Genomic DNA, 20631 nt, shown 5'->3' with positions numbered 1-20631 from the left:
AAAACGCTTAGCCTAAAGGAATGATATCGCCTTGCCAACCCTGTCGGCCCAGAGATCCGGTCAATAATAGTTCGCCCTTATCCGCACGGACAATCAGCTGGCCTTTTTCATCCCACAGCGCGCTACCGCCACGGGCGTTCGCCATTAACACGGCAATGGCATACCTGTGCGCGAAGCGCTGCAACGTGTTGATGGACTGGCGCCAGCGGGTATCGCCCACCGACTGACAGCTGGTGAATAGCGTCGCCTGCGGATCCAGATTGGGGGAATCGGCATGCGTATCAACAATCGTCAGCTGTTTATCACCCGGCACCAGGCTGGCTCCACTTCCCTGGGGGTAGCGCAGGATGCTGTGCCGGGACGGCGAAAACAGGGCGAGGCCCTTAACGCGCTGACCATTCAGATCAAGGGGCAGACCGGCAATGATGGTGATCCGGTAACGCTTTGCGGCGGCAAGCAAAGGGGCGAGCTGTGCGTCATCGGGTGGGGGAGGTAGGTCCGTCTTTCCCGGTCCTGTTAACGAGAGTTCAGGAAAGACCAGGAGATCGCACCGCTGTTGTGCCGCTTTCGCAACGAAACGGAGATGGTGCGCTACGTGGTCATTTACACTGTGATGCTGCCCGGCATACTGGGCGGCGGCAATATTCCATTGTGACATCGTGACTTCCTTATACACAGAGTCGCAGGATTTAAGAATACACCTAAACTAATCAGGGTTTTCTTATCCTGGCATATTCCGCGTAAGGAAGTGTAACGAGTCGTTAAGCTTATTTAACTTTAGGTTCGTACGGCAAACGAGAGAGATTGACCGACGCGAGTCGGTGCGCAATCAAACGTTCGCGGAACCAGTCACGCAGATGGGCGGGTTGCTCACGTTCCACCACCTCAGCCACGATTGGCATGTTGTAACGCTCTTTAAACGCGACACCTGCGGCAGCGAGATCGACATTCACTTTATCCATCTCGTCCTGAGGAAGGGCAGCCAGATTGATCTTCATTACCTTCTCCTTTTTATGCGGCGGCAACGTTACCGCGATTGCACGATGATGACAAGCGGAGGTGGGATGATCCTCGACTCGATTATTATACAGCGTTATTCTTTAGCATACAGGCATAACAAAAAGGAATGATTGCGATGGGTTTATCCGCTTCCCGCGCGGTATGCGCGCTGGCTTTTCTCTTCTCTTCCGTTACAGCGACCCCGGTGCTGGCGCATGCGCACCTCCAGCAGCAAATCCCGGCAGCCGATAGCCAGGTAGCAGCTCCTCAGGCGCTTACCCTGAATTTTTCCGAAGGCATTGAACCCGGATTCAGCGGTGTCGTGGTGAAGGATGCACAGGGGAACGTGGTTAAAACCGGTGATATACAGCGTGACGAGCAGAATAAGGCCCAGTTCCATGTTCCGCTTGAGCAGACGCTGGTGACCGGCACGTACCAGGTTGACTGGCATGTGGTCTCGGTAGATGGTCACAAAACCAAAGGCAGCTATCGCTTCAGCGTGAAATAATATGCTGGCCTTCATCTACGTGGGGTTGCGCTTTATCCATTTCGGCGCGCTGATGCTGATTTTTGGTAATGCGCTGTATAGCGTCTGGTTCGCGCCGTCTTCTTTGTACCGTCTGATGTCCTGTCGTTTTCAGGTGCAGCAGCAGATTGCGGCGCTGGTCAGTCTGTTGTCGGCGCTCCTGATGTTCATGATCCAGGCGGGGCTCATGGGCAACGGCTGGGGAGACGTGTTTAACCCGAACGTCTGGCAGAGCGTGCTGGTAACGCAGTTTGGTAGCGTGTGGCTGTGGCAAATTATCCTGGGCGTAATTGCGGCCTGTGTCGCCTGGCTTGCGCCTCAGAAAGGATCGCGACTCTTGCTGCTCGCCATGGGGCAATTTGTCCTGCTGGCAGGCGTAGGGCATGCGGCAATGAACGACGGTGCAGCGGGGGCGTTGCAGCGTATCAATCACGCTCTGCATCTGCTCTGTGCCGCCACCTGGGTTGGCGGCCTCCTGCCGCTGCTGTATTGCATGCATCTGGCGAAAGGGCGCTGGCGGGTTGCGGCAATTTACACCATGATGCGCTTCTCTCGCGTGGGGCATTATGCCGTAGCGGGGGTCGTGCTTACCGGCGCGATCAATGGGCTCTTTATTCTGGGCATTACGCTGCCCTGGCAGACGGGCTACGTGCAAATTTTGTTGTTCAAATGTGCGCTGGTGGCATTGATGGTGGTAATTGCGCTGGTGAATCGGTATTTTCTGGTGCCACGGTTTGGTGCCCACATCGGGCGCGAACAACAGATTTTTATCAGGATGACACAGGCAGAGGTGGTGCTGGGGGCGTTGGTGCTGGCAACGGTCAGCCTGTTCGCGACCTGGGAACCCTTTTGACAAGGTTAAAAAGCATATGAAAAAGACAGTACTTTCTCTCTTATTGTTGGCCTGCACGGGTAGCGCGCTGGCGGCACCGCAGGTTATTACCGTCAGCCGTTTTGAAGTGGGTAAGGATAAATGGGCGTTCAATCGTGAAGAGGTGATGCTGACCTGCCGTCCGGGTCATGCGCTGTATGCCATCAACCCAAGCACGCTGGTGCAATACCCGTTAAACGACGCGGCCGAACAGCAGGTCGCCAGCGGTAAGAGCAGCGGACAGCCCATCAGCGTTATCCAGATTGACGACCCGTCCAGCCCGGGGCAGAAAATGAGCCTGGCGCCGTTTATCGAACGCGCTGACAAGCTCTGCTAGCTTTCGGTTTCCAGTAAAAAAAAACCGCAGTGGCTTGCGAAAGCACTGCGGTTTTTCATATTTATTGATGTTTTGACGCTTTTTTTCCGGCCGCTTTAGCTGTGGACTGGAAAACCTGGCGTCGTCATCTATTCTTAAAAGGCAAGGCGACTTAGCCTGCATTAATGCCAACTTTTAGCGCACGGCTCTCTCCCAAGAGCCATTTCCCTGGACCGAATACAGGAATCGTATTCGGTCTCTTTTTATCTGATTGAAAGTAACGACAAAATCCACTTATCGACTCTCTCAGAAGGGACAGTTCCAGTGAACCGCCTTCAACCATACCACACTACGGCAGGCGGAAGTCCAGCCCTTTTTGACGGTTTTGTTAAATTTTTGTATGTGGTTGGCAAAAGCAAGACGCAGGGTTAAAAGCGGGCGTTAATGGCCGTTTTAATTTCATCAAGCAGCTCAAAGCGGCGGCGATATTCTGCCCGTTTCTTACTGGCAATCTCGTCCAGGGATTTGCGCGCCATCTCAAGTGGCAACTGCCAGCAGAAGGTCGAGCGTTTCTTACCGTCCAGGGTTTCCCAAAACTCATCGTAGCTGGCGTGGAAATGACGGCCTTTGCTCAGGCGATAACGCAACGCGCGGAAAACATGGCCCTCATCACTGACGGCATAGATGGCGCGGATGTTTGACTGTGCGACCAGCTGGAAAATCACTTCCATCAGTACGCGTTTTGGGAACAGACCGTGGCAGGCGCGGGTAGCCTGTTTTATCACATCGCGCGTGACGCCACGGCGAGGCCCCTGAAGACCGCCGATCACCAGTACCCGTTGTCCCGCGCTGTGCGCAACAGTGAAGGTCAGGCTTGCGAGCAAGGTATTCTCGTCATCGCGCAGCCACAGTGTGCTTTCACCTTCGCGCTCGGCTTTGTGAGCGGAGGAGGCGTTGACGGTATAGAGCACCTCATTTTTAGCCCTGAACTGCACGACAGGTTGCTCCTGAGGGCTGGTCAGCGCATGGGCGAGTAAGGGATCTTTCAGACCATCAATCCAGTGGTAGTGGCTGACGATCGCGTCAGCACGGTCGCCGGCATTCAGGCTGCGCATCAAGTACTGGCGGTGGGTTTTACTGGGTAACGTGATTTGCGCGGCCAGTAACCGATCAAAGTCATCCCGGCCAGAGAGTGCCTCAAGCATGCGTCGGGTAGAGGACCAGAACAGAAGCGTGCGTAACAGGAATTTCAGCCGATACTCACGCTTTTTCCAGATGGGGCCCGGAACGCATCTTCCGTTGACCAGGTCGGAAATAATATGTGTACGATGCGGATAGAGCACATCGTTATGCAGGTGAGTATTGGACACGTTGAAACCTCTCTTTTATTTAGCGCTTATTTTAAAGGCCCGATAAAAAGGGATTAATAGCGCGGGAAGGTTTATTTCCGTTTGGTTTAGCGTTTGTTTGGCTTTGTGATGCCCGGCGCTGATATTTGCATTTTCTGATGCAGCTATACTTATTCAGGGAGGCCTTATGTATCAGCGAATCGATGGTGGAAAGTGGCGTCACGTCTGGGTTGTGAGCGATATACACGGTTGCTATCAGTGGCTGTTGGACGAACTGAAACGCCGCCGTTTTAATCCTTATGAGGATTTGCTGATCTCCGTTGGGGATTTGATTGATCGTGGCCCTGACAGCGTTAAGTGCCTGCAACTGATCAATGAAAAATGGTTTCGCGCAGTCCGGGGGAACCATGAGCAAATGGCAATCGACAGCGTGGAAAATAACGACGTTGCGCTCTGGTTGATGAATGGTGGAAGCTGGTTCTCGCAGCTTGATGATTCGCAACAGCAGCAGGCGCTGACCCTGTTAGAAGCGTGCCGACAGTTGCCGCTGATTATTGAGATAACCTGCACAAACGGCCTGAATGTCATTGCTCATGCTGACTATCCGGCAGCGGAATATCGCTGGCAGCAGTCGGTGAGCGCTGAGCGGGTGCTGTGGGATCGGGATCGGCTAATGGGGTTTATGGCAGGAAAAGGGCAGGGAATTCGCGGGGCGGATCACTTCTGGTTTGGTCATACGCCGCTGGATAAGCGATATGATTTTGACAACCTGCACTACATTGATACCGGCGCGGTGTTTGACGGCTATTTCACGCTGGCGCAGCTGCAGTAATAAATAACCCGCCTTCGGGCGGGTTCTCTCTGGTCAGGCAAGACGCATGACCCAGGCATCGGTTTGACTATCGTAATGCTCGCGGTAAAGGACGGAATGTTCGCCATCAAGGATTGCCGGAACGCTGGTGTCGGCATCCCAGGCATCCAGTTGCATACACAAATCCGGGTCGGATTTGCAGGGAATACTTAACGTTCGTTCGCCCTGGGTTTCGCCGCGCAATTCTGCGTCGTCGATTTCAAAAGCGCCAATTCGCACGCTGGTTTTCGTCATAATGCTCTCCGGGTGTGTTGTCGAAATCTGGTATGACCAGTACAGCCATCCATTTTTGATCGTAGACAAGGAGAGCAAAATCGCCAGTAAAAAAGTGCGCTTTTTTTAGTCGGCGCGATCGTTACCGGTAAACAAGCGACCATCGCGCACCAGTTCGCGTGGATAGCTGTTTTTCAGACGCGAACCCACTTTCTTTGCCAGTCCCAGCGGGTATCCCTGGTACGTCACCACGACGTCATCCTGAGAAGGGGCCGTTTCCGGATACACATCGCGCCCCCGGTACCACTCTTCAGCTTCCTGATGCGTCAACGCGAAGGTGTTAGCCGTGCCGGCTAGGGCAATGACCGCCTCGTGCTGCCAGCGATAACCCTTGTTATGCACTTCCGCCAGGCGGATCCCGATTCGGGAAAAACGAACTTTGCCGATAAGCGGTTCGATGTTCGCCGGGAAAAGCCAAATCTCTTTATCGCGCTGCCAGAGGTGAAGATCGTCATTCCAGATCAGTCCGGCTTTGCGGGCTGCGGTGGTGACCTGCTCTGCTTCACGGCTCTTCAGCGGTGTGAAGGGGAAATTACCGATCTTAAATGTTGGCGCGGGCAGTGGTGCGATGGCGGCAGTTTTACGCAGACGGGCGACAAAAAAACCTTCGCAGTCATAAATCTGCGGGAATACGTGGAGGAAACCTTCCGGGGTTATGGCGTCTTCAGCAGAGGCAAATAAGTCATTCAGTGGCAGAAACTCAACCGCATCGGGGTATTGCGCTTTCAGCCACAGGCAGACCTCTTCGTTTTCATCACGGTTTAACGTGCAGGTGGAATAAACCAGCGTACCGCCTGGACGAAGGGCATGAAACGCGCTGTCGATCAGTTCGCGCTGCGTTGAGGCAATGTCGAGGTTGCTTTCAACTGACCAGTTTTTTAGCGCATCGGGATCTTTGCGTACCACGCCTTCACCGGAGCAGGGGGCGTCCAGCAGGATGGCGTCAAACGCTTCCGGCAGGGCGGCGCCAAACACGCGTCCGTCGAAATGCGTCAGGGCAACATTCTGAATGCCGCAGCGGCTGATGTTGGCATGCAGCACCTTCACGCGGCTGGCTGAAAACTCATTGGCGAGAATGGCCCCGCGGTTAGCCATGCGGGCGGCAATCTGCGTGGTTTTTGAACCGGGTGCGGCAGCCACATCCATGACCCGTTCAGGCGCGTTGCCATCGGCAAACAGCGCAGCAACCGGCAGCATTGAGCTGGCTTCCTGAATATAAAACAGACCGCTCAAATGCTCGGCGGTACTGCCCAGCGGCAGTGACGCCTCGTCCTCCCGTTCGATCCAGAAACCCTCTTCACACCACGGAACGGGCGTGAGCTGCCAGTGGTAAGGTGATACCAGCGCAAGGAAATCTGCGACGCTGATTTTCAGCGTGTTGACGCGAATACTCCGGCGTAACGGTCGCTGACAGGCGGCGATAAAATCGTCTAACGAGAGGTGAGAAGGAAGCGCCTCGCGCATCTGCGCCAGGAATTGTTCAGGAAAATATACGGAGTTTTGAGCCACGGGCACACCACAGGGAAAAGTTCAGGTGCGCAGTGTAACATAAAGGCTCCGGTGCGTTGACACCGGAGCCCTGAGATTAACGCGGCAGGGCGGTTCCCCACTCACGCCACTCTTTAGGTTCGCTTTCGAGCAGCAGGAAGTGTTTGCCCGGCTGTGCTTTCGGCGCCAGCGGTGTACCCGGCGGCGTGGCGAAAGCAATACCGCCGCGAATAAACTGGTTGAACGTACCGGTTTTCACCACGCCGCCCGTCAGGCCGAAGTCCAGCGAATAGCCAGAGGCCAGCCAGAACACCGAATTATTCCGTACCAGATGCTGGTAACGATCGCTGATGCGTAACGCCACCATCACGCGGTCGGAGAGCGTCCCGAGCGTCAGGCCGGTCACCGTTCCCACTTCAATACCGCGGAACAGAACTGGCGTGCCGATGCTAAGCGAGCCGGCTTCCGGTACCTCCACCACAATGCTCAGACCATCAAGATAGCGCGAGTCGGTGATGGTGGCTTCCTGCAGTTCAAAATCACGACGCGCGTTGCCACGGCCAGGCTCGACGTTGATATACGGCTGCAGAATGGTGTCGAGATGTTCAACGCCCGCGGCCGAGATCTGCGGCGTCACCACGGAGAAACGCGTGCCTGAACGGGCGAACGTCTGCACATATTCCGGATAAAGCACCGCGGTGGCCTGCACTTCATTGCGGGCGGTGATCAGCGTCAGCTTCTGGATCTGTCCGATATCAATGCCCAGGTAGCGGATAGGCATTCCTTCCGCCAGCTTTCCGGCATCGAAGGCGTGCAGGGTAATCTGCCCGCCAACCGCACGTGCAGCGGTTTCAGACGGGAAGAGAATACGCTTGTCACCCTTGCGCATATTGCCGCCCGCGCCGGGCAGGTTATCGAAGCTGATCGCCCCGCGCAGCGCGCGCGAGAGCGGGGAGGCCTGCACGGTCAGCCCGCTACCGTTAAGCTGAACTTTTGCGCCACCTTCTGCCCAGAAGACGCTGTTTGGGGTAAGCAGTTTGCGATACTCCGGCTTGATGTGCAGTTCAATATCAAAGGCGTCTGCACGAGGGCGAACGGTGATGACTTCCCCAACTTCAAACTTGCGATACAGCACGACCGAGCCTGCCTGAACGTCCGGCAGCGTTTCCGCACTTAACGTCAGCGTGGTGGTCGGCAGATCGCTCATGCTGTTTTCAATCGCTTTATCCAGATTGGCATACAGCGGATAGCTGTCGCGAACGGGACCTTTGCTGCCCGGCAGGATGCGGATCCCACCGTTCACCCACTCGCTCGCACTGGCTCCGAGGAATTCAACGCCGTCCAGCCCGACCTTCACGTCTACGCGGCTGTTAACCACGAATTTGCTGTCGCCATGCACCAGGTTGCTGTATTGCGGATCGATTGCGGCGGAGAAGCTCACACCGTTTTCCGACAACGACCGCTCCAGCACCTGGCCTACCTGTACACCGTGTAAGATCAGCGGCTGACCGGCTTCGATACCGTAACTTTCCGGCGCGTTCAGCGTTATTGTCACCACGCCGGGTTTTTGCAGCAGGGCTTTATCCGCCGGGGCAACCACAAAGGTGTTGCTGGGCTGGCCTTCGCCGGGGATCAACTCGAAGGTACTGCCTGTCAGGAGGCTGCTGATGCTGGCATCACTCAGGGACAGTTTCGGGCTGCGCATTTCGATACGCGTTTTCTCGCGCAGAAGATCTACCACGCTTGGGTCAACCGTCATCTCCCCGGTTACGGAACCGCCCGGATTGAGCGTCATTTTGGTGAGCTGACCGACCTCCAGCCCCTGATACATCAGCGGCGTAGAACCGGCTTTTAACCCTTTGGCATCGGGCAGGGCAAGTTTGACGATCACGCCACGCTGGCTGTGCGCCAGGTCGGCATACAGGCCGAACGTGTCATCTGCGGCGGCAGGGCTGGAATTTTCCGGGGAGTCAAAGGCAATGGCACCATTGACCAGCGCGGCCAGACTTTCAAGCTTCACTTTCGCACCGCTGAGGCTTAGGTCAGCATCCACGCCGGAAACGTTCCAGAAACGGCTGCCTTTTTTCACCAGATTGGTAAAGCGACGCTCGATTAACACATCGATAGTCACCCCATGCTTGTTGGGGTTGATGGCGTAATCGTACACCCGGCCCACCGGGATTTTACGGAAGTACACCAGCGAGCCGCTGTTGAGTGACCCTAAGTCCGGCGCCTGAAGGTGGATCATCAGATCCCCGTTATTGAGACGATATTTGGGCTGCGTATCAAGCGCCACAAAGTGATCCTGTGGCTCACCTTTACCCGGCATCATGCCGATATAGTTCCCGCCAACCAGCGCATCAAGACCGGACACCCCGGCCAGAGAGGCCTTTGGCGTGACCAGCCAGAACTGTGTTTCGCTGCGCAGCGCGTCCTGCATATCGGATTTGATGCTGGCCCGCACCTGAATCTTATTCAGCCCTTTTCCAAGGGAGATATCCTGGACGGTACCGACTTCCACCCCCTGGAAACGCACCGGGGTACGTCCGGCCACAATGCCGTCGGCAGACTGGAAATCAATGGTGATGGTACTTCCGCGATCTTCATAGCTCGTCCAGATAAGCCAGCCTGCAATCATCAGGGCGATGACAGGCAGCAACCAGAATGGCGAAATGCGGCGTTTTGTTTTAATTCTCGCTTCAGTCGGCGAAGCGGGGGTTTCCTGACTCATGTGCATCCCAAAGTAAGCGGCTATCCAGCCATTCCACAGCAAGAATAGTCAATATCACCGCAGAGCCGAAATAAAAAGCTGCGGGTCCCATTGTAAAAGCAAGTAGCTGGTCGCGGTTAATCAGCGACATCATCAACGAAATCACGAACAGATCCAACATCGACCAGCGGCCAATCCAGGTAACGAAGCGCAGGAGCAGGATACGGGTACGTAAGCCTTGCTCACATTTAAAGTGAATACTGATGAGCAGGGTAAACATCACTACCACTTTGGTAAACGGCACCAGAATACTGGCGATAAACACAATTGCCGCCACGCCAATATTACTGTGCGCAAGGGAGATAATGCCCGAGAGGATGGTATCCTCCTGCCGCCCGCCATTCACGTAAATAATCGATATCGGCAACATGTTGGCAGGAAGCAGGAATATCAACGAGGCAATGAGGGCGGCCCAGCATTTTTGCAGGCTATTGTTGCGCCGCAGTCGCAAGGGAATATGGCAGCGTGGGCAGCGGCCGCGCGCATCGGGCAGCCCGGTGTAGTGGCAGCCCAGACAGACCCGGAGATTCTCGTCCGGGCGCGTGGCGGGGCGCTGCGGGTAAAATCGCTCCCAGAGCTGCTCAACGTTGAGATGGATCAGCGTCAGGATACTGAGCAATACCAGACAGATAAAAGCAAAGAGGCCGACGCCCGGTTGCAGAAACGCGTAGTCCTGCACTTTTATGGAGGCCACGCCAACGCCCACCAGATAGATATCCAGCATCACCCACTCTTTGAGCTTATCGAGCATCAGCAACACCGGACGCAGGTTCATGCCGAGAATATTACCGAACCAGAGATACGCAATGGCGGCGACCAGCACCAGCGGTGCACCAACGGTGCAGAAAAGCACCATGGCTGCAGTCACCGGATCGCCCTGGCGCGTCATCTGCCAGATCCCCTGCAGCACGTTGGCATCAATGCGCACGCCGAGCAGGTAGAGCTTCAGCAGCGGCTCGCTCCAGGCAAAGGGCATCAACAGCAGCATGGTAACCGCCATGGCGGCGAGACGGGTTAATGACCAGTCCCGGCCATCACGAATTTTGGCGTCGCAGCGGGGACAAAAGGCGCTTTGGTGCGATTTCATCTTCGGCAACATAAAAAGCGTATCGCACTGGGGGCAACGCTGATAATGTGCACGAGGCAAAGCTGCGCTTACCGTATGGACAGTTATCTTTTTTGTCGGCGTGATTTTGGTTGTTTTTAAGGCCATCAGTTGCGCACAAATAGGTATTGTTGAAAGTTATAATAACTCATGAATGGATTCATCTTGAGCATGAGCGCATTTAATGCTTATTTTAATAGGCTATGCGGTAATTTTGTAAGACAACTAAGTGATTGAAGAATGAACAAAACAGAATTCTACGCGGACCTGAACCGCGATTTTAAGGCATTGATGGCGGGTGAGACCAGCTTCTTAGCCACTCTGGCAAATACTAGCGCATTGCTGTTTGAACGTCTCTCTGACGTGAACTGGGCCGGTTTTTATCTTCTGGAAGGTGAAACGCTGGTGCTGGGGCCGTTCCAGGGCAAACTGGCCTGTGTACGCATTCCGGTCGGCCGGGGTGTCTGCGGCACGGCAGTCGCCGAGAATCAGGTACAGCGTGTGGAAGATGTGCATGCGTTTGACGGGCACATTGCCTGTGATGCCGCCAGTAATTCTGAAATCGTGCTGCCGCTGGTGGTAAAAAATCAGATTATTGGCGTTCTGGACATCGACAGTACGGTCTTCAGTCGCTTTACAATCGAGGACGAACAGGGGCTGCGCGAGCTGGTGGCGAATCTGGAAAACGTTCTTGCAGCAACCGATTATCAAAAATTCTTTGCGAGCGTCGCAGGATAATCAACGGATAACGTAGCATTTACTGATAGCGTCATTATAATGACGCCTGTTCATGCCTGCGCTTGTTGGCAACGTCCGTTGTAATCAGGAAATTTCATGGAAAATCAACCTAAGTTGAATAGCAGTAAAGAAGTTATCGCATTTCTGGCCGAGCGTTTCCCACAGTGCTTCAGCGCTGAAGGCGAAGCTCGTCCCCTGAAAGTCGGTATTTTTCAGGATCTGGTAGCACGCGTTGAGGGGGAAATGAACCTCAGCAAAACTCAGCTGCGTTCCGCCTTACGTCTTTATACTTCGAGCTGGCGTTACCTGTACGGTATCAAACCGGGCGCGACTCGCGTGGATCTTGACGGCAACCCATGTGGTGAGCTGGACGAGCAGCACGTCGAGCATGCACGTAAGCAGCTTGAAGAAGCCAAAGCACGCGTTCAGGCACAACGTGCAGAACAGCAGGCGAAAAAACGTGAAGCCGCTGCGGCAAACGGCCAGGAAGAAGCGCCTCGCCGTGAGCGTAAACCGCGTCCTGCACCGCGTCGCACCGAAAATAACGATCGCAAACCGCGTGCTGACAAACCAGCAGCTAAAGCCCCGCGCGCGCCTCGTGAAGAGCAGCGCCACACTCCGGTTTCAGACATCAACGCCCTGAGCGTCGGTCAGGCACTGAAGGTAAAAGCGGGTAACAATGCAATGGACGCCACCGTTATGGAAATCACCAAAGATGGCGTTCGTGTACAGCTGACTTCTGGTATGTCAATGATTGTACGCGCAGAACACTTGTTGTTCTGAAACGGAGGCCAAGCCTGGCATGAACACTTTTTTTAAGCTCACCGCGCTGGCGGGCCTGTTTGCCATAACAGGCCATGCTTTCGCAGTGGACGATATTACGCGTGTTGATCAAATTCCGGTTCTCAAGGAAGAGACGCAGCACGCGACGGTGAGCGAGCGTGTGACGTCACGCTTCACCCGTTCGCACTATCGTCAGTTCGATCTCGATCAGGCCTTTTCGGCCAAAATCTTCGACCGCTATCTGAACTTGCTGGATTACAGCCATAACGTACTGCTCGCCAGCGATGTCGAGCAGTTCGCCAAACGTAAATCCGACGTCGGTGATGAGCTGCGTTCCGGCAAGCTGGATCTGTTCTACGATCTGTATAACCTGGCACAAAAGCGCCGCTTTGAACGTTATCAATATGCGCTGAAAGTGCTGGAACGTCCGATGGACTTCACCGGCAATGACACCTTTAATCTGGACCGCAGTAAAGCGCCCTGGCCGAAAGACGAAGCCGAGCTGAACGCCCTGTGGGACAGCAAAGTGAAGTACGACGAACTGAGTCTCAAGCTCACTGGCAAAGATGAGAAAGAGATCCGTGACACGCTGACGCGCCGTTACAAGTTTGCCATTCGTCGTCTGGCACAAACCAACAGCGAAGATGTTTTCTCGCTGGCAATGACTGCCTTTGCCCACGAAATCGACCCGCATACGAACTATCTCTCCCCGCGTAACACCGAACAGTTCAATACCGAAATGAGCCTGTCTCTGGAAGGTATCGGCGCGGTGCTGCAGATGGACGACGATTACACGGTGATCAACTCCATGGTTGCGGGTGGCCCGGCATCAAAAAGCAAAGCGATAAGCGTAGGCGATCGCATTGTCGGTGTAGGCCAAACCGGGCAGAACATGGTTGATGTCATCGGCTGGCGTCTGGACGATGTGGTTGCGCTGATCAAAGGTCCGAAAGGCAGCAAAGTTCGTCTTGAAATTCTGCCTGCCGGGAAAGGCACCAAAACCCGTATCGTTACCCTGACCCGTGAGCGTATTCGTCTTGAAGACCGCGCGGTGAAAATGTCGGTGAAAACCGTCGGTAAAGAGAAGGTGGGTGTACTTGATATCCCTGGCTTCTACGTAGGGCTGACCGATGACGTAAAAGTGCAGCTGCAGAAGCTTGAGAAGCAGAACGTCAGCAGCGTGATCATCGATCTGCGCAGCAACGGCGGTGGTGCACTGACAGAAGCCGTTTCTCTGTCTGGCCTGTTTATCCCGTCTGGTCCGGTCGTGCAGGTGCGCGATAACAACGGTAAAGTGCGTGAAGATGCCGACAATGATGGCGTGGTTTACTACAAAGGCCCGCTGGTGGTGCTGGTCGATCGCTTCAGTGCGTCAGCGTCAGAAATCTTTGCCGCTGCAATGCAGGACTATGGCCGCGCGCTGATCGTGGGTGAGCCGACGTTCGGTAAAGGTACCGTCCAGCAGTATCGTTCTCTGAATCGTATTTATGATCAGATGCTGCGTCCGGAATGGCCTGCGCTGGGGTCTGTTCAGTACACCATTCAGAAATTCTATCGTGTGAACGGCGGCAGTACGCAGCGTAAGGGCGTGACGCCAGACATCATGATGCCGACAGGCACGGAAGAGACGGAAACCGGTGAGAAGTTTGAAGATAACGCGTTGCCGTGGGATAGCATCAATGCCGCGACTTACGTGAAAGCCGGTGATATGACCCAGTTTGGTCCGGAGCTACTGAAAGACCACAACGAACGCATCGCGAAAGATCCTGAATTCCAGTACATCATGAAGGACATTGCCCGCTTTAATGCCCTGAAAGAAAAACGGAATATTGTTTCTCTGAACTACGCTCAGCGTGAGAAAGAGAACAATGAGGATGACGCAACGCGTCTGGCGCGTATCAACGATCGCTTCAAACGTGAAGGTAAACCGTTGCTCAAGAAACTGGACGATCTGCCAAAAGATTACCAGGAGCCGGATCCGTACCTGGACGAGACGGTACATATCGCTCTTGACCTGGCGAAACTCGAAAAAGCCAGGCCCGCCGAGCAACCCGCTCCGGCAAAATAATCCCCAACAGGCACAAGAAATTGTGCCTGTTTCTTTTTGTTCTGCATCCTTCCGTCAGGCAGATTTCCAATTGTGTAAAGTTGTGTCTTTCTGGTGACTTACGCCCTTCGTATGCTTGAAAATAGCCACAATACCCATACGATGTGGGTAATCGCATAGTGCGTTTTGTTAAACTGAGGTTAAAAGAAAATTATGATGCGAATCGCGCTCTTCCTGCTCACCAACCTGGCGGTAATGGTGGTATTCGGGCTGGTGCTAAGCCTGACAGGAATTCAGTCGAGTAGCGTTCAGGGTCTGTTGATTATGGCGCTGCTGTTTGGTTTTGGTGGCTCTTTTATTTCACTTCTGATGTCGAAGTGGATGGCGCTGAAATCGGTAGGTGGTGAGGTCATTGAACAGCCGCGCAACGATATGGAGCAGTGGCTGATGAATACGGTGGCGCAGCAAGCTAAGCAGGCGGGGATCGCCATGCCGCAGGTTGCCATTTACCATGCGCCGGACATCAATGCCTTTGCTACGGGTGCCCGTCGCGATGCGTCGCTGGTTGCCGTAAGTACCGGGCTGCTGCAGAACATGAGCCGTGACGAAGCCGAAGCGGTTATCGCGCACGAAATCAGCCATATTGCGAACGGTGACATGGTAACCATGACGCTGATTCAGGGCGTGGTGAACACCTTTGTGATCTTTATTTCCCGTATTCTGGCGCAGATCGCCGCTGGCTTTATGGGTGGAAACCGCGATGAAGGTGAAGAGAGCAACGGTAACCCGCTGATCTACTTCGCGGTATCAATGGTTCTGGAACTGGTGTTCGGCATTCTGGCCAGCATCATCATCATGTGGTTCTCCCGTCACCGTGAATTCCATGCGGATGCCGGCTCTGCGAAACTGGTTGGTCGTGAGAAGATGATTGCTGCCCTGCAGCGTCTGAAAACCAGCTACGAGCCGCAGGAAGCTAACAGCATGATGGCATTCTGCATCAACGGAAAATCAAAATCGTTGAGCGAGCTGTTTATGTCTCACCCGCCACTGGATAAACGTATTGAAGCGCTGCGCAGCGGGGAATACCTGAAGAAACGCTGAAGATACAGTCTCCCCCGGGCGGAGGTAACTCCGCCCGGCTTTTTTTACGCCTGTACGCTGGGCTGCGTGACGCGCAGGCCGCTGACGATCGCGGCAAGGGTGGCAAGTGCGCCTGCGGTGAGGAGCGCAAGGTGATTACCATTCTGCCCGGCGAGGTTGAACATCAGGGCGACCAAGGCCGCACCGGTGCTTTGCCCCAGCAGGCGCGCGGTACCCAACATGCCACTGGCTCCTCCACTGCGGTGGCGCGGTGCGGAGGTGATAATGGTGTGGTTGTTCGGCGACTGGAACAGGCCAAAACCGGCACCGCAGAGGATCATGCGCCAGATAATATCCAGGTCCGTAGGTTGCGAGGGAAGCAGCGCCAGCGCAAACAGACCCGCCGCCATGACTGCCAGCCCCAGCGCGCCCAGTAATCCGGCATGCACGCGCTCTATGAGATAACCTGCCAGCGGTGCCATCACCATCGTTGCCAGCGGCCATGGGGTCAGCAGCAGTCCGGTCTCTACTTCCGAACGTCCTATTACGCTCTGCAGGAAAAAGGGCAGAGAGACGAGGGCGAGCATCTGGGCGCAGAACGAACAGATGGAGGTGCATATTGAGAGCGAAAAAAGTGGAATACGCAGCAGATCCACCGGCAGTAACGGCACAGGCAAAGCGAGCTGGCGGCGAACAAAGAAGTAGCCAATGATCAGCAGAGCAGCAACCTCTGCGACGGTCAGCAGGAGTGATTGACCCTGCGCAAAGCCGCTCAGGGCCGTAATCAACAGGCCAAAGGTCAGCGCATTCATCACCGCACTGGCGATATCAAAACGAGGCATGGTGCTTTTGGGGCCGTTCCCCGGCAGATAGCGCAGGGCAAAGAAAATGGCCACCATACCCAGCGGCACATTGATGGCGAACAACCATTGCCATGAGGCGACAGACAGTATAGCCGCCGCAATGGTGGGCCCGGCGGCCGAGGATACCGCCACAATAAAGGAGTTTATTCCCATTCCGCGCCCCAAATGGCGCTGAGGATAAATTAAGCGAATCAACGCGGTATTCACGCTCATCAACGCCGCGCCGCCAAAACCCTGCGCAATGCGGGCCAGCGTCAGCATATGCAGCGAATCAGAGAGGGCGCAGAACAGGGAGGTTAAGGTAAACACAGCCAGACCGCACTGATATACCCGCCGGTAGCCAAACATATCGCCCAGAAACGAGAACGAGAGCAGTGAAATCACGATCGCTATCTGATAAGCGTTAACAATCCAGATTGAGCTGGCGGGTGAGGCATGCAGATCGCTGGCAATGGTGGGCAGGGCAACATTGGCAATCGCGCCGTCGAGTACGGCCATTGAAATACCGATGATAATCGTAGCGATAGCGCCATACCGCTGGCGTAAAGGCAGGCCATCGGACAGTTTTTTTTCCATGTGGGATGAATAGCTCAGTGTGAAATTATTCTCAGGGTAACTATTTTAGCACTGTTACAACCGCTTTATGTCGCAGATTTGTAACGAAGTAAACGCGGATTGATTGCAGCAGGCATGACGGGAATTTATAATAAAAACCGGTTCTGATTTTTATAAAACACTCTCTATGAGGTGATGAATGGCAATTGCAGATTTGGATAAACAACCCGATTCTGTTTCTTCCGTGCTGAAGGTGTTTGGCATCCTGCAGGCGCTCGGAGAAGAGCGTGAAATTGGTATTACAGAATTGTCGCAGCGTGTGATGATGTCGAAAAGCACCGTTTATCGCTTTTTGCAAACCATGAAGTCACTGGGGTATGTCGCGCAGGAAGGCGAGTCTGAAAAATATTCTCTGACGCTGAAACTGTTCGAATTAGGTGCCCGTGCGCTGCAAAACGTTGACCTGGTGCGTAGTGCAGATATCCAGATGCGTGAGCTCTCTCGTCTGACCAAAGAAACCATTCACCTGGGTGCTCTGGATGAAGACAGCATTGTTTACATCCATAAAATTGACTCTATGTATAACCTGCGCATGTACTCTCGCATCGGGCGTCGCAATCCGTTATACAGCACGGCTATCGGCAAAGTTCTGCTGGCCTGGCGCGACCGTGAAGAAGTGAAGCAGATTCTGGATGGGGTGGAGTACAAACGCAGTACCCAGCGTACCATCACCAGCACGGACGAACTGCTGACGGTGCTTGATAAGGTACGTGAGCAGGGCTATGGCGAAGATAACGAAGAGCAGGAAGAAGGGCTGCGCTGCATTGGTGTGCCGGTATTTGACCGCTTTGGTGTGGTGATTGCGGGCTTGAGTATCTCCTTCCCGACGCTGCGCTTCTCAGAAGAACGTCTGCATGAGTATGTTGCTATTCTTCATACCGCCGCGCGTAAGATTTCTGAGCAGATGGGCTATAACGCGTATCCGTTTTAACCCCTCTCAGCATAAAAAAACGCCGCAGACATTGCGGCGTTTTTTATCGGTCGTAAAAAAGGGTAATTAACCGTTATCAATGACGACGGAAGTTTTACGCAGGACCGGGCAGTTGGTTAACCCGATGATCCCGCTATCAGAATGCAGGTACTGGGCGGTGCTCATTCCCTGGGCAGTCAGGTATTTACACTGGATACCTAATCCAGCTGCGTTTTCGGTGCTCCCCACAAGCACGCCATATCCGGTTAATAAAAGGCCAATCCATACTACGGCCAGTGCAATAATTGTTCGAATGATTAAATGCATCATTGCCTCTTTATCTTTGTTGTCATGCCTCAAGACTAAACGGTTTACTCTATGAAACAAGTGCATGATTCTGAAAAGGGCTTACAGGCGTTACAGTTAGTCCTTGTTTAAGATAACCGTGATAACCTGTATGCAACAGGTGTTAAGACGGAGTGTGGAGTGAAAAAAATACGCTGGGTAATTCTGGTTATCGTGCTGATTGCATGCGTGGTGTTGTGGACGCAGACGATCAATGTGATGTGCGATCAGGATGTACAGTTTTTTAGCGGCGTTTGCGCAATCAATAAGTTTATTCCGTGGTAACAGGCATTTTTTCTTAAGGTGATTTCCTTCCTTCGCGCCAGTGGTAAAATGCGTGTTTTTATTGAGGTGGTGAAATGGGTGAGTTACTGAATTCAGGGCTGCTGAATATGGCATCCCTGATGGTTTCTGTCGTTGTTTTGCTGGTGGGACTTGTGATCTGGTTTTTCGTGAACCGTGCGAGCTCCCGGACGAACGAGCAGATCGAACTGCTGGAAGCGCTGCTCGATCAGCAAAAGCGTCAGAATGCGCTGTTACGCCGTCTGTGTGAGGCTAACGAACCGGAAGAGAAAGAAACGGCGAAAGAAGCTGCTGCGGAAGAGAGCGACGACAAAGACGACTTCATCCGTCTGGTGGCAGAGCGTTAATCTTTCTGACCTGGGAGGTAGTTGTGGTCTGGAAAAATCCCTGGTATGACGCCTCCCTGAAGCATCACACGCCGAACGGTTTTCAGAATACCTGTCCCGTTGGGCATCAGCCCGGCGACCTTGAGCGCTGGCGTAAAGCGCGTAAAGAAGCCGGTTTGCCCAAACCTCCTGCGCTCGGTTATGACGACTTTATCCGCCAGTGGTGGCAGCCCGTGTCGCTTAATCAACCTCATGAAGATGGGGTATGGTGGCTGGGGCATGCGAGTATGCTGCTGCAAATGGACGGCAATACTCTTCTCACCGACCCGGTGTTTTCCCGACGCGCCTCTCCCGTACCGTTCCTGGGCCCCCTGCGCAGAACGCCTCCCGCTCTCTCAGTGGAACAACTCACGCAGCTTGATGCAGTGGTTATCTCCCACAATCATTACGATCACCTTGATGACGCGACCGTTCGCCGTATCCTGAAGCGCTTTCCCGACGTCAGTTTCTTCGTGCCGTTAGGACTTGCACAGTGGTTTCGCCGCCGGGGAGCAAGGCGCATCGTTGAGCTCGACTGGTGGCAGAGTATCACCTGGCAGGGGATAACCCTGACCGCCGTTCCGGCACAGCACTGGAGCATGCGAACATTCTGGAACCGCAATCGCTCTCTGTGGTGTGGCTGGGTCTTTGAGGGACGACACCGCCGTTTCTGGTTTAGCGGCGATACGGGTTACTCTCCGGAGCTGCTTTTGATCCCGGAACGATTGGGCAAAATCGACGCCGCCGCGTTGCCCATTGGCGCCTATGCACCAAGATGGTTCATGGCGGTACACCATATGGATCCGCAATCTGCCGTCGCATTGTGGCAGCAACTGGGGAGTCCCTTAGCTTTTCCCATTCACTGGGGCGTGTTTGAACTGGCGGATGAATCACTTGATGAACCTGTCAGAGAGTTAACTGACGCGCTTGTTAATTTAGCACCGGTTAATAATTCCTTCAGGATACTGAAAATTGGTGAATATTTATCCTTGTAAGCGAAGCGATGATTTGTTGCATATATTCTGCTATTAAAGCCACTATCTAATGTTTTATTTTTATCGAAACGTTTTGCTTGCCTTCTTTTGAGGCAGAGTCATAAAAATTTCATTATTTTGGTGCATAACGTTTTTATTATCTGGTGATTTTTAACACAGTTTGGCCGGGCTTATTAGCTGTGTATTTTCTTTGTAACAATACAGTTGCGTTACAATGATTTGAGCATAACTTTTCACAAAATGTTCTAAATCAATCACTGTTTCCGGCTTTCTTTCGTGGGTTGCTGGACGCATTGTAATGATTGAGCTATGTTAAAAAAGTCTTTGATTACAGCGGGTGTGAAAGCGACGTTGAGTCTGTATAAGGACGAGGACTGGTTTGTATGCGGTAAGCATAAATGTGCAAATCCTTACAGGCTGTGTTCGAATTTGTGCGGCGGATCGAGACATGTTTAAAAATGGCTTGCCATATTAAACATAGTGTGTGATAACACGTTTTGGGTCAAACGAGGTACAGTTCTGTTTATGTGTGGCATTTTCAGTAAAGAAGTCCTGAGTAAACACGTTGTCGTTGAATACTGCTTCTCTGCCGAACCTTATATTAGTGCCTCAAGCAGTAATGTCTCAGTTTTATCTCAGTCAATGCCTGCGGGCTAAGAAAACACTCTAAGGAATTTTGCAAATGGCAAAGATTAAAGGTCAAGTTAAGTGGTTCAACGAGTCTAAAGGTTTTGGTTTCATTACTCCTGCTGACGGCAGCAAAGACGTGTTCGTACACTTCTCTGCAATCCAGGGTAACGGCTTCAAAACTCTGGCTGAAGGCCAGAACGTTGAGTTCGAAATTCAGGACGGCCAGAAAGGCCCAGCTGCAGTTAACGTAACTGCTATCTGATCGAACCGCTGCTGACTGAAGCGCGTAGCACTTCAATCTCAGACATAAAGCCTCGCAAACGCGGGGCTTTTTTATATGCCTTATCTTTCAAAATATTACCATCCCTGTCTCTGTTAGTAACTTGTTG

Annotated in this window: 22 protein-coding genes and 1 pseudogene; 14 read left to right on the top strand and 9 right to left on the bottom strand. The window is 53.5% G+C overall.

Annotated elements, in window-relative coordinates; translation table 11 throughout:
* Nucleotides 1-7: 7 nt before the first annotated feature.
* Together ACQG19_RS14730 and ACQG19_RS14725 are read right to left on the bottom strand one after the other, a co-directional pair.
* Nucleotides 8-658: a carbon-nitrogen hydrolase family protein gene (locus ACQG19_RS14730; RefSeq protein WP_013096101.1), complete on the bottom strand. Its 651-nt coding sequence runs from the start codon at nt 656-658 to the stop codon at nt 8-10.
* A gap of 109 nt (nt 659-767) precedes the next feature.
* Nucleotides 768-998: a DNA polymerase III subunit theta gene (locus tag ACQG19_RS14725; protein ID WP_013096102.1), complete on the bottom strand. Its 231-nt coding sequence runs from the start codon at nt 996-998 to the stop codon at nt 768-770.
* A 137-nt stretch (nt 999-1135) separates the two neighbouring features.
* Here ACQG19_RS14725 and yobA point away from each other — a divergent pair, with 137 nt between their 5' ends.
* The 3 genes from yobA to ACQG19_RS14710 are packed head-to-tail and all read left to right on the top strand — an operon-like array spanning nt 1136 to nt 2733.
* Entirely contained in the window at nt 1136-1507 is a 372-nt protein-coding gene (gene yobA / locus ACQG19_RS14720) for a CopC domain-containing protein YobA (RefSeq protein WP_020690820.1), read from the top strand.
* Between the two features lies 1 nt (nt 1508).
* Nucleotides 1509-2378, top strand: coding sequence for a copper homeostasis membrane protein CopD (gene copD / locus ACQG19_RS14715; protein WP_246932678.1), 870 nt, complete (start codon nt 1509-1511; stop codon nt 2376-2378).
* Between the two features lie 16 nt (nt 2379-2394).
* The gene (locus ACQG19_RS14710; protein ID WP_013096105.1) at nt 2395-2733 is read left to right on the top strand and encodes a YebY family protein; all 339 of its coding nucleotides are present in this window, start codon (nt 2395-2397) and stop codon (nt 2731-2733) included.
* A 407-nt stretch (nt 2734-3140) separates the two neighbouring features.
* Here ACQG19_RS14710 and ACQG19_RS14705 read toward each other — a convergent pair whose 3' ends face one another.
* A complete protein-coding gene (locus ACQG19_RS14705; protein WP_047352448.1) occupies nt 3141-4082 on the bottom strand; it encodes a VirK/YbjX family protein in 942 nt (313 codons plus the stop codon).
* Nucleotides 4083-4248: 166 nt separating this feature from the next.
* Between ACQG19_RS14705 and pphA the strand changes: the two genes are divergently transcribed.
* Nucleotides 4249-4893, top strand: a complete 645-nt coding sequence (gene pphA, locus ACQG19_RS14700; RefSeq protein WP_047352449.1) for a protein-serine/threonine phosphatase — start codon at nt 4249-4251, stop codon at nt 4891-4893.
* A 33-nt stretch (nt 4894-4926) separates the two neighbouring features.
* Here pphA and ACQG19_RS14695 read toward each other — a convergent pair whose 3' ends face one another.
* The 4 genes from ACQG19_RS14695 to yebS all read right to left on the bottom strand — a co-directional run bounded on the left by ACQG19_RS14695 (nt 4927) and on the right by yebS (nt 10676).
* On the bottom strand, nt 4927-5166 hold the full coding sequence (locus ACQG19_RS14695) for a YebV family protein (protein ID WP_047352450.1): 240 nt from the start codon (nt 5164-5166) through the stop codon (nt 4927-4929).
* 105 nt (nt 5167-5271) lie between these two features.
* Nucleotides 5272-6714 (bottom strand): 16S rRNA (cytosine(1407)-C(5))-methyltransferase RsmF, encoded by a 1443-nt coding sequence (gene rsmF / locus ACQG19_RS14690; RefSeq protein ID WP_246932676.1) that lies wholly within the window; start codon nt 6712-6714, stop codon nt 5272-5274.
* Nucleotides 6715-6790: 76 nt separating this feature from the next.
* Complete coding sequence (locus tag ACQG19_RS14685) at nt 6791-9424, bottom strand: PqiB family protein (RefSeq protein ID WP_246932674.1); 2634 nt, start codon at nt 9422-9424, stop codon at nt 6791-6793.
* On the bottom strand, nt 9393-10676 hold the full coding sequence (yebS, locus tag ACQG19_RS14680; RefSeq protein WP_038984489.1) for a membrane integrity lipid transport subunit YebS: 1284 nt from the start codon (nt 10674-10676) through the stop codon (nt 9393-9395). The genes ACQG19_RS14685 and yebS overlap by 32 nt, the downstream gene beginning before the upstream one ends.
* Nucleotides 10677-10808: 132 nt before the next feature.
* Between yebS and ACQG19_RS14675 the strand changes: the two genes are divergently transcribed.
* From ACQG19_RS14675 to htpX, 4 genes are all read left to right on the top strand, one after another.
* Complete coding sequence (locus tag ACQG19_RS14675; protein ID WP_013096117.1) at nt 10809-11306, top strand: GAF domain-containing protein; 498 nt, start codon at nt 10809-10811, stop codon at nt 11304-11306.
* 96 nt (nt 11307-11402) lie between these two features.
* Entirely contained in the window at nt 11403-12089 is a 687-nt protein-coding gene (proQ, locus tag ACQG19_RS14670; RefSeq protein WP_020690828.1) for an RNA chaperone ProQ, read from the top strand.
* Nucleotides 12090-12108: 19 nt separating this feature from the next.
* Nucleotides 12109-14157, top strand: coding sequence for a carboxy terminal-processing peptidase (gene prc, locus ACQG19_RS14665; RefSeq protein WP_013096119.1), 2049 nt, complete (start codon nt 12109-12111; stop codon nt 14155-14157).
* Nucleotides 14158-14349: 192 nt separating this feature from the next.
* On the top strand, nt 14350-15237 hold the full coding sequence (gene htpX / locus ACQG19_RS14660) for a protease HtpX (protein WP_426725928.1): 888 nt from the start codon (nt 14350-14352) through the stop codon (nt 15235-15237).
* Between the two features lie 44 nt (nt 15238-15281).
* Here htpX and ACQG19_RS14655 read toward each other — a convergent pair whose 3' ends face one another.
* Complete coding sequence (locus ACQG19_RS14655; RefSeq protein ID WP_246932670.1) at nt 15282-16655, bottom strand: MFS transporter; 1374 nt, start codon at nt 16653-16655, stop codon at nt 15282-15284.
* Between the two features lie 178 nt (nt 16656-16833).
* Here ACQG19_RS14655 and kdgR point away from each other — a divergent pair, with 178 nt between their 5' ends.
* On the top strand, nt 16834-17625 hold the full coding sequence (kdgR, locus tag ACQG19_RS14650; RefSeq protein ID WP_013096122.1) for a DNA-binding transcriptional regulator KdgR: 792 nt from the start codon (nt 16834-16836) through the stop codon (nt 17623-17625).
* A gap of 66 nt (nt 17626-17691) precedes the next feature.
* Here the strand turns inward: kdgR and ACQG19_RS14645 are convergent, their stop codons facing one another.
* A complete protein-coding gene (locus tag ACQG19_RS14645) occupies nt 17692-17931 on the bottom strand; it encodes a YobH family protein (RefSeq protein ID WP_013096123.1) in 240 nt (79 codons plus the stop codon).
* 159 nt (nt 17932-18090) lie between these two features.
* Here ACQG19_RS14645 and mgrB point away from each other — a divergent pair, with 159 nt between their 5' ends.
* From mgrB to cspE, 5 genes and pseudogenes are all read left to right on the top strand, one after another.
* Entirely contained in the window at nt 18091-18234 is a 144-nt protein-coding gene (mgrB, locus tag ACQG19_RS14640; protein ID WP_013096124.1) for a PhoP/PhoQ regulator MgrB, read from the top strand.
* Between the two features lie 74 nt (nt 18235-18308).
* Nucleotides 18309-18599, top strand: coding sequence for a YebO family protein (locus tag ACQG19_RS14635; protein WP_023620462.1), 291 nt, complete (start codon nt 18309-18311; stop codon nt 18597-18599).
* Nucleotides 18600-18622: 23 nt separating this feature from the next.
* Nucleotides 18623-19612: an MBL fold metallo-hydrolase gene (locus ACQG19_RS14630; RefSeq protein ID WP_075203482.1), complete on the top strand. Its 990-nt coding sequence runs from the start codon at nt 18623-18625 to the stop codon at nt 19610-19612.
* 525 nt (nt 19613-20137) lie between these two features.
* Nucleotides 20138-20282: pseudogene (locus tag ACQG19_RS14625) on the top strand (DUF2627 domain-containing protein).
* A gap of 12 nt (nt 20283-20294) precedes the next feature.
* Entirely contained in the window at nt 20295-20504 is a 210-nt protein-coding gene (gene cspE / locus ACQG19_RS14620) for a transcription antiterminator/RNA stability regulator CspE (RefSeq protein WP_001062678.1), read from the top strand.
* Nucleotides 20505-20631 lie beyond the last annotated feature (127 nt).

Origin of the sequence: Enterobacter cloacae complex sp. 277I4, from assembly GCF_050031465.1 — a bacterium.
Taxonomy (GTDB): Bacteria; Pseudomonadota; Gammaproteobacteria; order Enterobacterales; family Enterobacteriaceae; genus Enterobacter; species Enterobacter cloacae.
This window is presented reverse-complemented; position numbering and strand designations above follow the sequence as displayed.

What these genes read in the sequence shown, in the direction of transcription:
- ACQG19_RS14695 (WP_047352450.1), bottom strand. Translation starts at nt 5,166, where the DNA reads ATGACGAAAACCAGCGTGCGAATTGGCGCTTTTGAAATCGACGACGCA.
- proQ (WP_020690828.1), top strand. Translation starts at nt 11,403, where the DNA reads ATGGAAAATCAACCTAAGTTGAATAGCAGTAAAGAAGTTATCGCATTT.
- yebS (WP_038984489.1), bottom strand. Translation starts at nt 10,676, where the DNA reads ATGGCCTTAAAAACAACCAAAATCACGCCGACAAAAAAGATAACTGTC.
- ACQG19_RS14710 (WP_013096105.1), top strand. Translation starts at nt 2,395, where the DNA reads ATGAAAAAGACAGTACTTTCTCTCTTATTGTTGGCCTGCACGGGTAGC.
- ACQG19_RS14675 (WP_013096117.1), top strand. Translation starts at nt 10,809, where the DNA reads ATGAACAAAACAGAATTCTACGCGGACCTGAACCGCGATTTTAAGGCA.
- prc (WP_013096119.1), top strand. Translation starts at nt 12,109, where the DNA reads ATGAACACTTTTTTTAAGCTCACCGCGCTGGCGGGCCTGTTTGCCATA.
- ACQG19_RS14645 (WP_013096123.1), bottom strand. Translation starts at nt 17,931, where the DNA reads ATGCATTTAATCATTCGAACAATTATTGCACTGGCCGTAGTATGGATT.
- kdgR (WP_013096122.1), top strand. Translation starts at nt 16,834, where the DNA reads ATGGCAATTGCAGATTTGGATAAACAACCCGATTCTGTTTCTTCCGTG.
- ACQG19_RS14730 (WP_013096101.1), bottom strand. Translation starts at nt 658, where the DNA reads ATGTCACAATGGAATATTGCCGCCGCCCAGTATGCCGGGCAGCATCAC.
- ACQG19_RS14685 (WP_246932674.1), bottom strand. Translation starts at nt 9,424, where the DNA reads ATGAGTCAGGAAACCCCCGCTTCGCCGACTGAAGCGAGAATTAAAACA.
- pphA (WP_047352449.1), top strand. Translation starts at nt 4,249, where the DNA reads ATGTATCAGCGAATCGATGGTGGAAAGTGGCGTCACGTCTGGGTTGTG.
- ACQG19_RS14655 (WP_246932670.1), bottom strand. Translation starts at nt 16,655, where the DNA reads ATGGAAAAAAAACTGTCCGATGGCCTGCCTTTACGCCAGCGGTATGGC.
- yobA (WP_020690820.1), top strand. Translation starts at nt 1,136, where the DNA reads ATGGGTTTATCCGCTTCCCGCGCGGTATGCGCGCTGGCTTTTCTCTTC.
- copD (WP_246932678.1), top strand. Translation starts at nt 1,509, where the DNA reads ATGCTGGCCTTCATCTACGTGGGGTTGCGCTTTATCCATTTCGGCGCG.
- htpX (WP_426725928.1), top strand. Translation starts at nt 14,350, where the DNA reads ATGATGCGAATCGCGCTCTTCCTGCTCACCAACCTGGCGGTAATGGTG.
- cspE (WP_001062678.1), top strand. Translation starts at nt 20,295, where the DNA reads ATGGCAAAGATTAAAGGTCAAGTTAAGTGGTTCAACGAGTCTAAAGGT.
- ACQG19_RS14635 (WP_023620462.1), top strand. Translation starts at nt 18,309, where the DNA reads ATGGGTGAGTTACTGAATTCAGGGCTGCTGAATATGGCATCCCTGATG.
- ACQG19_RS14725 (WP_013096102.1), bottom strand. Translation starts at nt 998, where the DNA reads ATGAAGATCAATCTGGCTGCCCTTCCTCAGGACGAGATGGATAAAGTG.